Source organism: Pseudomonas sp. GW821-FHT07F01 (assembly GCF_059418825.1).
Window position 1 is genome coordinate 25,851 of the sequence record NZ_JBWKQO010000002.1, and the last position, 14,564, is coordinate 40,414.

General features: G+C 64.9%; 10 protein-coding genes. 6 read left to right on the plus strand and 4 right to left on the minus strand.

Going from position 1 to position 14,564, the window contains the following annotated elements:
* Positions 1-304: 304 nt before the first annotated feature.
* Entirely contained in the window at positions 305-1,153 is an 849-nt protein-coding gene (gene dapA / locus AC07R1_RS06340; RefSeq protein ID WP_011061603.1) for a 4-hydroxy-tetrahydrodipicolinate synthase, read from the plus strand.
* A gap of 114 nt (positions 1,154-1,267) precedes the next feature.
* Here the strand turns inward: dapA and AC07R1_RS06345 are convergent, their stop codons facing one another.
* The 3 genes from AC07R1_RS06345 to nosR form a co-directional block, all read right to left on the minus strand.
* Entirely contained in the window at positions 1,268-1,924 is a 657-nt protein-coding gene (locus AC07R1_RS06345; protein ID WP_011061604.1) for a ribonuclease T2 family protein, read from the minus strand.
* A gap of 171 nt (positions 1,925-2,095) precedes the next feature.
* The gene (locus tag AC07R1_RS06350) at positions 2,096-2,731 is read right to left on the minus strand and encodes a LysE family translocator (protein ID WP_011061605.1); all 636 of its coding nucleotides are present in this window, start codon (positions 2,729-2,731) and stop codon (positions 2,096-2,098) included.
* 129 nt (positions 2,732-2,860) lie between these two features.
* The gene (gene nosR / locus AC07R1_RS06355; RefSeq protein WP_495110291.1) at positions 2,861-4,192 is read right to left on the minus strand and encodes a response regulator c-di-GMP phosphodiesterase, NosR family; all 1,332 of its coding nucleotides are present in this window, start codon (positions 4,190-4,192) and stop codon (positions 2,861-2,863) included.
* Positions 4,193-4,393: 201 nt separating this feature from the next.
* Between nosR and AC07R1_RS06360 the strand changes: the two genes are divergently transcribed.
* Genes AC07R1_RS06360 through AC07R1_RS06380 form a run of 5 tightly spaced genes read left to right on the plus strand, consistent with a single transcriptional unit; the run spans position 4,394 to position 11,981 of the window.
* A complete protein-coding gene (locus AC07R1_RS06360) occupies positions 4,394-6,319 on the plus strand; it encodes a GGDEF/EAL domain-containing response regulator (RefSeq protein WP_495110292.1) in 1,926 nt (641 codons plus the stop codon).
* Positions 6,309-7,304, plus strand: coding sequence for a cytochrome-c peroxidase (locus AC07R1_RS06365; protein WP_495110293.1), 996 nt, complete (start codon positions 6,309-6,311; stop codon positions 7,302-7,304). Before AC07R1_RS06360 ends, AC07R1_RS06365 begins: the two co-directional genes overlap by 11 nt.
* A complete protein-coding gene (locus tag AC07R1_RS06370; protein WP_495110294.1) occupies positions 7,301-9,106 on the plus strand; it encodes a DAHL domain-containing sensor histidine kinase in 1,806 nt (601 codons plus the stop codon). The genes AC07R1_RS06365 and AC07R1_RS06370 overlap by 4 nt, the downstream gene beginning before the upstream one ends.
* Entirely contained in the window at positions 9,106-10,524 is a 1,419-nt protein-coding gene (locus tag AC07R1_RS06375) for an ATP-binding protein (RefSeq protein WP_011061610.1), read from the plus strand. Before AC07R1_RS06370 ends, AC07R1_RS06375 begins: the two co-directional genes overlap by 1 nt.
* A 44-nt stretch (positions 10,525-10,568) precedes the next feature.
* A complete protein-coding gene (locus AC07R1_RS06380; RefSeq protein WP_072450182.1) occupies positions 10,569-11,981 on the plus strand; it encodes a DUF2252 domain-containing protein in 1,413 nt (470 codons plus the stop codon).
* A 9-nt stretch (positions 11,982-11,990) separates the two neighbouring features.
* Here the strand turns inward: AC07R1_RS06380 and AC07R1_RS06385 are convergent, their stop codons facing one another.
* Entirely contained in the window at positions 11,991-14,558 is a 2,568-nt protein-coding gene (locus tag AC07R1_RS06385) for a bifunctional diguanylate cyclase/phosphodiesterase (RefSeq protein WP_495110295.1), read from the minus strand.
* Positions 14,559-14,564: the final 6 nt, after the last annotated feature.

Sequence of the window (14,564 nt, forward strand, 5' to 3'; positions counted from 1 at the left end):
CAACGGATTCGAGGATTGACAAAGCGGTCGCCGGCTTTTAAAACTGGGCGCCTGATTCTTGAGCCTGCAGCGACCATGTCCCCAGCCACGCCCTTCATCCTTCGCACCATTGGCCTGTCGGCCAAGGTCGAGGCGCGCGTGGCCTGCAGCTCTAAATCGAAGAAACAGTCGCTCATGTGACCGGGGCGCTGTGTCCCGTCAGATGAGCTGACAGGACCTCAAGCGCTACGGACACCCTCCCCCTGCTTACCGCCCTTCTACTCTTCTGACGACGACCCGACGGTCAACCATCAGGAGAACACGCATGTCATCGTTTCAAGGTATCTGGGTCCCTATCGTCACCCCTTTCATCGACGGTGCCGTCGATTTCGCCGCCCTGGGGCGCTTGACCACTCACCTGCTGGAAAGCGGCGTAGCCGGGCTGGTGGTTTGCGGCACTACCGGCGAGGCCGCGGCCCTGGACAAGGACGAGCAGTTGGCGGTGCTCGATGCGGTGCTGGAGCGAGCCCCCGCCGGGAAGGTGATCATGGGGCTGGCGGGCAATAACCTGAAGTCGCTGCTGAGCCTGCAGGAACAGATCCTCGAGCGTGCGGTGGCCGCCTTGCTGGTGCCCGCGCCCTACTACATCCGGCCGTCGCAAGCAGCCCTGGAGAGCTTCTTCGCCACCGTGGCCGACGCCTCCAGCGTGCCGCTGATTGTCTACGACATTCCCTACCGCACCGGGGTGAGCCTGGACACCGCTACTTTGCTGAACATCGTGGCCCATCCACGGATCGCGGCGGTCAAGGACTGTGGCGGCAACCTGGAAAAGACCCTGGCGCTACTGGCCTGCGGGCAGATCGAAGTGCTGTGCGGCGAGGACCTGCAACTGTTCAACGCCTTGTGCCTGGGCGCCCATGGGGCCATTGCGGCCTCGGCGCATATCCACCCGCAACGGTTCGTCGCCTTGCTGCAACAGGTCCGGGCACAGCAACTGGACGCGGCCCGGAGCACCTTCATGCAACTGGTGCCGCTGATCAAGGCACTGTTCGCCGAACCCAACCCGGCGCCGGTCAAGGCACTGCTGGCCCACCAGGGGTTGATCGGAACGCAGTTGCGAGCACCGATGCACGATTGCAGCGCCGCCCTGCAAACCCTGCTCCGCACCCTGTAGGAGCGGGCTTGCCGGCGAAGAAGCCGCCACGGCTTGCACCCGCCCCAGGTAGGCTTTCGCCGGCAAGCCAGCTCCTACAGCGATGCGACATCGGTGGGGTTCTTGCAGGTGCCTTCAGCGGATGGGCGGAATGCGGATCTGCCCGGCACGGCACTGGTTCTTCACGCCTTTGCCGCAGGCGCCGAACTCCAGGTCCTTGGTCAGGCAAACACGAACTTCGGACAGCTCGGGGCCGCTGCACAGAATGGCGATGCCGTTCTCGGCGATCCCCGGGTTGCTCTGGCGAAACTGCTGGGCAATCTGGCTGGCCTCGAAATAGCGCACCGTGGTCGAAGGCTGCAGCGCCTCGGGAATCTGTACCCTGGCCAGGGCCTTGTCCGCGGCATCCAGGTACCCCATGGCCCCCAGGCCGCTGCAGGTGCCGTGCTTGCTCCATTCATGATTCATCAGCTTGGCGGTGGGAAACAGGGTCAGGCCCTTGGCCCGTTCCTGGGCATTGAGCTGGGTCAGGGGTGGGCAGGACTCGGGCCAGCCACCCTTGGCGTATTGCGGCCACAGGCCGTGCAGGACAAAACCGTAGCCCTTGCCGGTGCACTGCTCGTTTTCCGGGTGCATCAGGCAGAAGGTCGGCGACCAGGACAGGGTCAGCAGGTAGTAGTCGAAGGTACCCGCCACCGAATCGCGCTGCTGCTTGGGCTGACGTGCGTCGCTGATGCCCACCATCCCCAGGGTCAGCACCAGGGCTGCCATCAGGGTAAAAAACTTTCTCATCGTGACCTTCTCCTTGGGAAAGCGCATCGTCCTGGCCCCGCCATCGGGGTGGAACGGATTGAAAACAACCTGATCTTTCTGGCAGGCCGGCGTTGCCGGAACATGACAGCAATTGCCCGGTGTCCCGCAGAAGCCGGTCAGGCAGCGGCCCGGAGAATACCCGCCAATGCCCTAGGCGGCAGCGCCCTCACTGCGCCGATACAGGCCGACACCCAGCGCCAGCACCGCCAGCAGGCCGGCACAACTGCGGTTGATCCAGCCCATGACCCGGGCGGAAAAGCGCGCCATGGCCCGCCGGCCACCCACGGCATAGAGGCTCATCATCAGGCAGTCCACCAGGGCGCTGACCACGGCCAGGATCAGGTACTGCTCGGCCACCGGCTGCTCCGGGCGCACGAACTGCGGCACGAAGGCGGAGAAAAACAGCAGGCCCTTGGGGTTTGACAGCCCCACCAGCAACGCCCGGCGAAACGCCGACCAGCCGCTGGCCGAGGCCCCGCCCACCGTACAGGCCAGGGCACGGGTAGGCGCTCGCCACAAGCCCCAGGCCAGATACAGCAGATAGGCCGCGCCGCAGCTCTTGACCACCACGAACAGCTCTTGCGAGGCCTGCAGCAACGCCCCCAGGCCGCAGCCCACCGCGCCGATCAGCAGCAGGTCGGACAACGCCGCGCCGGCGATGCCCCAGCCAGCCACCCGCATGCCATGCACCGCGCCATTGTTCAAGGCCAGCAACATCGAGGGGCCGGGGGTAATCATCACCGCGCTGACGGTGACGATGTACAGCAGCAGGGTTGGTATATCCATGGGTTCGCTCCAGGGTCATCCGCCGCGATCCGAAATCGCCCGGAGCACCTCAGGGCGCCCACTACGCGGGGGGCAAAATATGACGGATCACTGCAGTACCGGGCAAGCACGACGGACCGCACACGCCACTCAGGCGTCGGGAACGCTGACGAAGATGCTGTAGCGGGCCCCTTCCATGGCTTCGAAGGCGATCAGTTTCTGCACCAGCGGTTCGCTGAGCACCTTGCCGGCATTGAGCAGCAACATGCCGTTGTCGGCATTCAGGTTGCGCCGCAGGACCATCCCGGCCTGCAGCTCCCGGGTTCCCAGGACCTTGACCGTCGGATCATCGACGGTGACATCGCTCTGGTAGGCGGCACAGACCTGGACAAAGTCTTCCACCAGATTCGGGTCGTACAGGCGGCCCGCGTACTTGCGAATGAACAGCAGGGCTTCATCGCTGTTCATGTGCCGTTCCAGAATCAGCCCGCACTGCAACTCGATGAAATCCACCGCCAGCTTCAACAGCCGGGAGCCCCAGGGAATCGCCTCGCCCTTGAGGCGCTGGGGAAAGCCGCTGCCGTCCCAGCGCTCCTGGTGATGAAGGATCAGCCGCGCGGCATCCTGCATCGGTTCCAGTGCCATCAGCACCGATTCGCTCTGCTCGGGGTAGGCGCGGTAGCGCGCCTGATCGGTATGGCGCAACAAGTCCGCCGGCGCCAGCAGCATGGCATCGCTCCAGCTCAACTTGCCGATGTTGTACAGGGCCGCCGCCATGGTCAGGTCGCGGCTGCTGGCCTCGTCCAGGCCGTGCCTTTTGCAGCAGGCACGCACCAGTTCGATGATCTTGCGGTTGGTTTGCTTGTCCGCGGGCAGCCGCAGGTTGGCCAGCAGCGAAAACACCTCGGTGGCGGTCACATAGCTGTGCTTGAGTTCTTCGTAGGCCAGGTCGAGCATGTCGGCAGTCTGCTGCAGCTCCGCGGTCCGCGAAGCCACATGCCGTTCCAGGCTGGCGTTGCTGGCCTTGAGTTGCTGGTTCTGCTCCAGGACCAACTGCTGCAAACGCTTGAGCTCACGCTCGGCGAGCTGGTGCTCCAGGGTCTGGCGCAGGATCAGCAGCAGCTCTTCGTCATTCCAGGGCTTGCTCAGGTACTGGTGGATCTGCCCGTCGTTGACGGCCTTGATGATGGTGTTCAGATCGGCATAACCGGTGAGCAGGATTCGCCGCACCGCCGGGTACTTCTCCCGCACCCGGGCCAGCAGGGCCGCGCCGTCCATGCCGGGCATGCGCGCGTCGCTCATCACCAGGTCGACGGGGCCTTCGGCGAGGATCTCCAGCGCTCTGGCGCCGCTGTTGGCCAGCAGCACTTCATAGGGCTCGGAACGCAGCAGGCGCTTGAGACTGTTGAGAATCGACTCCTCGTCGTCCACCAGCAACACACGTGGACGCCTACCTGGCTCAACCGGCTGCGGATCTTCCATGGGGTTCTCCCTGTGCGGCATAGGCTGCCCCGCTCCGTGCTCACGGACGGCTCGGCAGCGGCGGTTTTTCCCAGACAATCCTAGATGAGTTTTTTATTTTCACGCCATTGCCCCCCGCGAAATAAATTCGTCAGCCGCGGCACTGCGCAATGACTATGCTGACAACGTTGCAAGGCGGGCTCAGGGTACTAGGGAAGGTCTATGGACGCTGGCAGTGACGCACAGACAAAGGCACAAGAAGCCTCGGACCAGCCCCCAGGGCGGGCCAACCGACGGATCCTGATTGTCGATGACAGCCCGGCAATCCATGAGGATTTCCACAAGATCCTGGCCCCGCGCCAGGCCCCGGACCTGAGCCTGGCCGAGCAACAGTTGTTCGGCCACGCCACGATGCCAGCGCAGCAAGCGCCCTTCTGCCTCGATTCGGCGTTCCAGGGCCAAGAGGCCCTGGCCCGGGTCGAAGCGTCCCTGGCCCTGGGCCTGCCCTATGCCATGGCGTTCATCGACATGCGCATGCCCCCCGGCTGGGATGGGCTGGAAACCATCGAGCGCTTGTGGAACGCCGACCCGGACCTGCAGATCGCCCTGTGCACCGCCTATTCCGACTATTCCTGGGAAGCCATGGCGCAACGCCTGGCATTCGGCGACCAGTTGCTGATCCTGAAAAAGCCCTTCGACAGCCTGGAAATCCGCCAGATGGCCAGCGCGCTGACCTGGAAGTGGCAGATGGCACAGGACGCCCGGCAGAAACTCGACGACCTGCAACAGACCATCGAAAGACGGGTGGCCGAACTGCTCAAGGTCTCCCACCTGCTGCACTACGACGTACTCACCGGCCTGCCCTCCAGCACCTTGCTGGGGGACCGCCTGGGCCAGGCCATGGCGCGGGCCCGCCGTTATGAGCAGCGACTGGCGGTGATGTTCTTCGGCCTGGACCGGTTCAAGCGGATCAACCATGCCCTGGGATACCCGGCCGGGGACGAGTTGCTCAAGAGAATCGCCCGGCGCCTGGAACAAGGCATGCGCGAGTCGGACTCGCTGTTTCGCTACGGCTCCGACGAGTTCGTGGTGGTGCTCCATGACCAGCAGCATCCGGCGCAGATACGCGCGCTTGCACAAAAGCTGCTGGCCACCGTGAGCCAGTTCGATGACATCGCCGGGCACGACCTGCAGGTGACGGCCAGCCTGGGCATCAGCCTGTACCCCGAGGATGGCCAGGATGCCCTGGCGCTGATCAAGAAAGCCGAGATGGCCATGCGCACCAGCAAGGAGCAGGCACCGGGCAGCTACTGTTTCTTCACCGATGACATGACGCACCGGGCCCGGGAGCAGCAATACCTGGAGTCGGGGATTCTCCAGGCCCTGGAACGCCGGGAGTTCCACCTGCATTACCAGCCGAAAATCCACCTGGCCTCGGGCAATGTGGTAGGCGCTGAAGCGCTGATTCGCTGGCAACGCCCGCAACAGGGCTGGATCAGCCCCGAGCTGTTCATTCCAGTGGCCGAAGACAGCGGCTTGATCACCCGCATCAGCCAATGGGTCCTGGGGGAAGCCACTCGCCAGTGCCGGGCCTGGCAGAACGCCGGCCTGCCCCCTGTGCCGTTGTCCATCAACCTGTCGGCGGCTGACTTCAGGCAGCCGCAACTGCTCCAGCAACTGCGCGACGCGCTCAGCGACAACGCCCTGGACCCGGCCTGGCTGGAACTTGAAATCACCGAAGGCGTACTGCTGCAGAACGTCGAGGTCACGCTGGCTACCCTGCTGGCGATCAAGGCCCTGGGCGTGCGCCTGGCCGTCGATGATTTCGGTACCGGCTATTCGAGCCTGAGCTACCTGCGCAAGTTTCCCGTGGATGTGCTCAAGATCGACCAATCCTTCATCCACGGCCTGAGCCACGAACACAAGGATGCCGTACTGGTCAGCGCCATCATCAACCTGGGGCGCAGCCTGAACCTGAAGGTCATCGCCGAAGGGGTGGAGACGCACCAGCAACTGACCTTTCTCCAGCAGCAAGGCTGCGAGGAAGCCCAGGGCTACTACTTCAGCAAGGCGCTGCCCGCCGAAGACTTCGCTCGCCTGCTGGGCAAGCACAGGCCGCAGTTCCAGGTGACGGACCATGACCACTGAACAACCGCGCCAGCCGCCGCGCCGCCGCGCACGGGTACTGCTCCTGCTGCTCTGGGCAGGGCTGGGCGCCACCAGCCCGAGCGCTTTCGCCGCGCCCCTGGACGAACCGCTCAAGCCGTTGCCCGCACCGCCGGCACTCGACCCCCAGCGGGTCGAGCTCGGGCGCCAGCTGTTCAACGAACCGCGCCTGTCCCAGGACCACAGCCTGTCCTGTGCCAGCTGCCACCGGCTGGACCAGGGCGGGGCCGACTCCCAGGCAAAATCGTCGGGTTTCAAGGGGCAATCCACCCGGGTCAACACCCCCAGCGTGTTCAATGCCGCGCTGAATTTCCGGCAGTTCTGGGACGGGCGCGTCGAATCCCTGGAAGCGCAGATCGACAGCGTCGTGCAAAGCCCCAGCGAGATGGGCAACACCTGGCCGGCGCTGATCCGCACCTTGAGCGATGACAGCGCCTACCAGAAGTCCTTCGGTGCCCTGTACCCGGACGGCATCACCGCAGCCAACGTGCAAAATGCCCTGGCCACCTATGAAAAGACCTTGCTCAGCGCCAACTCGCGGTTCGACCAGTACCTGCAAGGCAATACCGACATCCTCAGCCTGGAAGAAAAATACGGTTACCAGCGCTTCAAGGATTACGGCTGCATCGCCTGCCACCAGGGGGTCAATATCGGCGGCAACATGTTTCAGAAGTTCGGCGTGATGGGCGACTACTTCGCTGCCCGCGGCAACCCCACCGACGCCGACCTGGGGCGCTTCCTGGTCACCGGCGACGAACAGGACCGCAACGTGTTCAAGGTGCCCAGCCTGCGCAATGTCGCAGTGACTGCGCCCTACTTCCACGACGGTTCGGCGCCGACCCTGGAGCAGGCTGTGGAAGTCATGTTCAAGTATCAGCTGGGGCGCCCGCCCAATACCCAGGACATCAGCCTGATCGTCAAGTTTCTCAAGACCCTGACCGGCGAATGGCAGGGCAAGCCCTTATGAAGCTGTCCCGACGCGTGCCGATCATGCTGCTGTCGCTACTGACCCTGAGCCTGGTGCTGGGGCTGGCCTTTCTCTACTTCAAGACGGTGATCGGCCAGCCCTCGAACTACGTACTGGCGCGGGACCTGATCAGCCATATCAAGCAGTTGAATGCCCAATGGGAAACCGAGGTGCTCAAGGCTCGGATCGCCATCACCCACGACTACGATCCACTGGTCATGCCGGTGCAAGAGATCAACCAGCTGTGGAACCGCTTCGATCAGCTTTCACAACAGAACCACAATGACCCGGCCGCCTGGACGGCCGGCCACCAGGCGTTCATCGAGGCCTTCCAGGAAAAGGCCGGCCTGGTGGAGCGTTTCAAGACCCACAACGCGGTGCTGCGCAACTCCTTGGCCTTCCTGCCCACTGCCGAAGACGATATCCAGCGCCGCCTGGCCGGCCTTGACGACCAGGCTCGGCTGTCAGAGCAGACCATTGCCATCGATACCTATGACCTGCTGCTCAGCAGCCTGGAGTTCGCCCAGGTTTCCAGCGACGACCGGGCCGCAGACATCCTGGTGGGGCTGAACAAACTGGCGGTCAACAAGGAGCGCCTGCCCGAACCCATGCATGAGCCGGTGGAGATCCTCAGCAACCACGTCTCGGTGATTCTGCGGGAGCAGCCGGTGGTCAACGACCTGCTGGAGCGCATCACCTCGATCCCCATCGCCCAGCGCCTGGACGACATCACCCATCTGCTCAACGCCGATCAGTCGCAGGCCGACCTGCAGGACCAGAAGGCCCACCAGTACCTGCTGCTCTTTGCCGCCTTGCTGGTGATACTGATTCTCTACCTGGCCGTCAGGCTGGTACGCAGCTACGCGGTCATCCGCCGGGTGAACACGGCCCTGCAGAGCGCCAACGAGCACCTGGAACACCGGGTCGAGGAACGCACCCGGGAGCTCAAGGAAGCCCAGAGCGAACTCATGGACAGCGCCCGCCAGGCGGGCATGGCGGAAATTGCGACCAACGTCCTGCACAACGTCGGCAACGTGCTCAACAGCGTGAATATCTGCAGCGAAATGCTCAGCCGCACCCTGCGCTCCAGCAAGGCACAAGGGCTGGGCAAGGCCATGCAGTTGATCAATCAGCACCAAGATGACCTGGGGCATTTTTTCACCGAAGACGACAAAGGCAAGCTGCTCCCCGGCTACCTCAATCAATTGGTCGAAGCCATAGCCACCGAGCAGCAGGGCATGGGCGAAGAACTGGCTCAGTTGGCCCGCAGCGTCGACCACATCAAGGAAATCGTCGCCACCCAGCAATCCTATGCCGGAGCCTCTCGGCTGATAGAACCCCTGCGGGTCGCCGAGCTGATCGAAGACGCCCTGCGCATGAACTCCGGCGCCCTGGCCCGGCATCAGGTCACGGTGGTCAAGGACTATGGCCCGTTGCCTCCGGTGATGGGCGACAAGCACCGCATGCTGCTGATCCTGATCAACCTGATCAGCAACGCCAAGTACGCCATGTCCAACCTTGATGATCATTCACGGACCCTGACCCTGAGCGCCAGAGTGCTGGACGGCCAGACCCTGAGCATCAGCGTCAAGGATGAAGGCGAAGGCATCCCCGCGGAGAACCTGACGCGGATTTTTTCCCACGGCTTCACCACCCGCAAGGACGGCCATGGCTTCGGCTTGCATAGCTGCGCCCTGGCGGCCATGGAGATGGGTGGACAATTGAATGTGCACAGTGATGGCCCCGGCCTGGGCGCCACCTTCACCCTGGACATCCCGCTGATCAGCGCAGAGGACCCATGATGGACCAGTTGAACAATCGCCGGATCCTGCTGATCGACGATACCCCGTCGATCCACGAGGACTTTCGCAAGATCCTCACCCCGCCCGAGGCAGACGACAACGGCCTGGATGACCTGGAGGCACAGCTGTTCGGCGCCACGGCCAAGCCCCGGCAACAGCCTTTCGAACTGGATTCGGCCTACGGCGGCGAGGAAGGCCTGGCCATGGTCTGCCAGGCCCAGGAGCGGCAGCGTCCCTATGCCCTGGCGTTTGTCGACATGCGCATGCCCCAGGGCTGGGACGGCGCGCAGACCATCGAACGCCTCTGGCAACAGGACCCGCGGCTACAGGTGGTGGTGTGCACCGCCTACTCCGACTATTCCTGGGAAGAGCTGCTGGAGCGCCTGCAGGGTCATCACCGCCTGCTGATCCTGAAGAAGCCCTTTGACAACATCGAAGTCCAGCAGATGGCCAACACCCTGACCAGCAAGTGGGAAATGACCGCCCGCGCGCTTTTGCAAATGCATCACCTGGAGCACCTGGTGCAGCAGCGCACCGAAGACCTGAGGCAGGCCGGGGCGGCGCTGCAACTGGAGATCGACGAACGCAAGCAGTTGGAAAACCAGCTGGTGCAATCGGAAAAACTGGCCTCCCTCGGGCAACTGGCCGCCGGGGTCGCCCACGAAATCAACAACCCCATCGGTTTCGTGTCCTCCAACCTCGGCAGCCTGGCAGGCTACCTGCAGCAGCTCGACCAGATGCTCAGCGCCTATCGCCAGGCCGAAGAAGCCATCGCCGCGCCGGAACTGCGCAAGCACCTGCAGAGCCTGCGCGAGAGCATCGACCTGGACTTCCTCCAGCAGGACATTCCGGTACTGATCAGGGAGTCCAAGGAAGGCATCGGCCGGGTGGCGCAGATCGTCAAGGACCTGAAGAACTTCTCCCGGGTCGACAGCGACCAGCAATGGCAGCTGGCGAGCCTGCAGCAGGGCATCGACTCGACCCTGAACATCGTGGCCAACGAGCTCAAGTACAAGGCCGACCTGGTCACCGACTACCAGCCGTTGCCGGAAATCGAATGCCTGCCCTCCCAACTCAATCAAGTGGTGATGAACCTGGTGGTCAACGCGGCGCAGGCCATAGGCCCCGAGCGCGGCACCATTACCCTGCGCAACGGCGTGGACGGCGAGCGGGTCTGGCTGGAGGTCAGCGACAGCGGCTGCGGCATCGACCAGGAGCACCTGGCCAAGATCTTCGACCCCTTCTTCACCACCAAGCCGGTGGGCCAGGGGACCGGCCTGGGCCTGTCGCTGTCCTACGGCATCGTCAAGAAGCACGGCGGGCAGATCAGCGTGCAGAGCCAGCCGGGCGTCGGCAGCACCTTTCGCGTGGAACTGCCGATCCGGCAGGCGCGTCAGGAGTTGCCCGCACAACCCTAGCCAAACCTCCCCCCTACCGCTAAGGCCTGGTACAGGAGCTGTCCATGAACCGCCCCGACGATTCGATCAAGCTCGGCAAGCAAGCCCGCAAGGACTGCCCCCGCAGCTCCCATTCCGATCCCGGGCAGATCAAGCGCGACCCCTTGCCGTTGATCGAGGCCTCCAGCCAGGGCCGGGTCCAGTCCCTGGTGGCACTGCGCTACGGGCGCATGCTGGTGTCGCCCTTCACCTTCTACCGTGGCAACGCCCTGCTCCAGGCCCACGACCTGGCCAGCACCCCGGACATGGGCCTGCGCTCGACCATCTGCGGCGACTGCCACCTGATGAACTTCGGCGGCTTTGCCACCCCCGAGCGCAACCTGCTGTTCAGCGTCAACGACTTCGACGAGGTCCATCCCGGCCCCTGGGAGTGGGACCTCAAGCGCCTGGTGGCGAGCTTCCTGATAGCCGCCCGGCACCTGCGCCACGGCCCGGGGGTCGAAGAGGCCCTGTGCCGCGAACTGGTGGGCGCCTATCAGCGCAGCATGGCCACCTGCGCCGGGCAAAGCGCCCTGGAGATCTGGTACGACGCCCTGACCTACGAAGACCTGCTGCACCAGGCGCGCTCCAACAGCGACACCCTGGAGCATGTGCAACGGGCCATCGACAAGGCCGCCCGGCGCACCCATGCCGAGCTCCTGCCCAAGATCAGCGAACGCGACGCCCGGGGCCGCCTGCTGATTCGCGACGACCTGCCGGAAATCTTCCACCTGCACAACACCACCAGCCTGCTGGACCCCGACGATGACTGGATGCGCCTGGAAGACTGGCGGCCGCTGTACGACACCTTCATGCGCGACTACCGCGGCACCCTGCAGGCCGACCGCCGCGACCTGCTGGCACGGTTCCAGCCCTGCGACCTGGCCTTCAAGGTGGTGGGGGTTGGCAGCGTCGGCACCCGCTGCCTGGTGGCGCTGCTCACCGACGCCCAGCAGCGGCCACTCTTCCTGCAATTCAAGGAAGCCCGGCGCTCGGTGCTCGCCGACTATGTGCGCGAACGCTCAAAGCCAAGGCACAACGGCCAGCGGGTGGTGGAAGGCCAGCGCCTGATGCAGTCCGCCAGCGATCTGTTCCTGGGCTGGACCACCGGCCCCAACGGCCGTCATTTCTATGTGCGCCAACTGCGCGACATGAAGGTCTCGGCGGAACTTGAGACCTTCGACGAGGATACCTTCGCCGCCTATGCCAGGATCTGCGGCCGGGCCCTGGCCCGGGCCCACGCCAAGGCCTCGGGCCAGGCCGCGCGGATCAGCGGCTACATCGGCAAGAGCGAAACCCTGGCCGAAGCCCTGTGGCACTACGCCCAGGCCTATGCCACGCAGAACGAACGGGATTTCGAGCGCTTCCAGCAGGCCTGCCGCAAAGGCCGCCTGCAAGCGCGCTCGGAGGCCGACTTCGCCGCCGACCACCTGCCCTGAAACACAGGCTCAGGTGATCGGGCGCGAGGCCCGGGCGGCTTCGCCATAGAGCTTCAGCAGGGCCTCCTGGTCCAGCGGCGGGCTCAGGTGCGGGCCCTGCACCTCATCGCACTGAATGTCGCGCAAGACCCCGAACTGCGCCGCGGTCTGCACCCCCTCGGCGACCACCCGCAAGGACAATGCATGCCCCAGGTCGACAATCGCCTCGACAATGGAGCGCCCGGCATCGTTGTGGTTGAGCCGGGCGATGAAGCTGCTGTCGATCTTCAGGCCATCCAGGGGGAAGGTCTGCAGGTACTGCAGCGCCGAGTAGCCGGTGCCGAAATCGTCGATCAGCAACTGCACCCCCAGCGCCTTGAGCCCCTGCATGATGGTGAGCACGTGGCGGCTGTCGTCCAGCAGCACCTTGTCGGTCATTTCCAGCTCCAGGCGTGACGGCTCCAGGCCGCTCTGCTTGAGCACCGCCGCGATCCGCGCCACCAGCTGGCCGCGCAGAAATTCCGCCGGCGACAGCTTGACCGCCAGCAGTCGGCCTTCCGGCCAGGCTCGCGCCGCACGACAGGCTGCGTGCAGTACCCAGTTGCTCAGCGGCAGGATCAACCCGGTGTCCTCGGCAATCGGCACGAACACGTCCGGCCCCAGCAAGCCATGCTGGGGGTGCTGCCAGCGCACCAGGGCCTCGGCGCCCATCAACTGGCCATCGAGCACGCGGTAGCGCGGCTGGAAATGCAGGAGAAGCTGGTCCTGCTCGATGGCATGGCGCAGGTCACGCTCCAGGCGCCGCCGTTCGATGATCCGCACATTCATGTAGGGCGCATAGAAACGCCAGGTGCTGCGCCCCGCCGCTTTCGCCTCGTACAGGGCAATGTCGGCAAAGCGCAGCAGCTCTTCGGCCTGGGAGGCGTCGCCCGGGGCCCGGGCAATGCCGATGCTGGCGCTGATGAAGACCTCGTGCCCGGCGATATAGAACGGTTCCTCGATCCGCTCGATCAGGCGCCGGCACAAGCCTTCGATCTCGTGGCCAGCCACCTGGCCGGTGACCACCAGGACAAACTCGTCGCCGCCGACCCGGGCCACCAGGTCCTCGCTGCGCAGGCACTGGGCCAGGCGCTGGGACACCTCATGCAGCACCTGGTCGCCAGCGGCGTGCCCCAGCAAGTCGTTCACCGGTTTGAAACGGTCCAGGTCGACGCTGAGCATCAGCAGCGGTTCCTGCAGGGTCGGCGGGGCCTGCAGCCGGCCTTCGAGAAACTCCTGCATGCGGGTGCGGTTGGCAAGGCCGGTCAAGGCATCGTGCTGGGACAGGTACTCGACCCGCCTTCGAGCCGCGACCTCCTCGGTGATATCACTGGCGGTGCCGCGAAAGCCCCCGGCGGCCATGGCCCGCACCGACAGGCGACAGACTCGCGACTGCCCCTGGCCATCCCGGTACAGGCACTGCTGGATCGCCTGGGAACGCCGCTCCGGGGCCGCCAGCCACTGGCCCAGCGAACCCTGTTCGCAGCTCAGCAGCTCGGTCATCGGCCGCCCCAGGGTCGACTCCCGGGTCAACCCGGTGACCGCCTCGAAACGTTCGGACAGGTAGGTAAAGCACAGCTGCCCGTCGACTTCCCAGATCCAGTCGGACGCAGCTTCAGCCACATCGCGAAAGCGCTCCTCGCTCGCGGCCAGGGCCCAGCGGTTGGCGCGCAGCGCCTGGACCTGCCGGTCCATGACCTGCGCTGCAGCATCGGCGCGGCGCAACAGGAACGCCGCCATCAGGCCCACCAGCAGGCCGGCCAGCAGCAACAGCGGCATCACCAGCACCAGCAACTGGTGCCCGGGGCGCGCCGGCCGCCATTGCAGGGTTCCGGCGCCGTCGGGCAAGTCCAGGGTCGGCAAGCTCTGGTCCGTGGCGGCACGGGCCACCTGCAGATGCTCGATGTCCAGGCCTTGGCCCAGGGCCAGTAACCGCGGCGGGTCGAAACGGGCGACGAAGACCAGCACCGACTGCGGCCCGGCATCAGGGCGCACTTGCGGGTCGTTGCCCGGGCCTATGACAGCGGCGAGCACCAGCGCCGGGGTGCCGGCAATCGACTGGTAACGGTCCACCACCTTGCCGCCGGCCTCGCGCGCTGCGCTGACCAGGGGCGGCAACGCCTCGCCCAGCCAGTCGCGGGCATCCATCTCGCTGAGGTCGCCGGCCACCAGGGAGTACACGGTGTGGCCGGCCGGGTTGATCACGAACACCCCGTCAAAGCCCAGGTCGCGGTACAGCGTGGGGCCGAAATTCTGCCGGTTGAAGGCCCAGTCCAGGTCGACCTTAAGGTGCAGGTGCTGGTAGGCATCGCCCCAGAGGGCGTAGTCCTTGAGGGTGGTGCGGGCATTGCCGGCAAAGGATTGCAGGGCCTTGTCGATGTCCAGGCGGTTGTGCTGCTCGGCCTCGAGGTTCTGGTCGAGGGCGATGTATACCAGCAACACACCGGTGAAGAGAAACAGCGCCAGCAGCAGCCCCGAGCAACCCAGCAAGGTGGCGCGGGTCAGCGCCTGATTGGAGGTGCTGCGCCCTTGAGACGGATCAAGACCGAAGTTTTCCATAGTGCT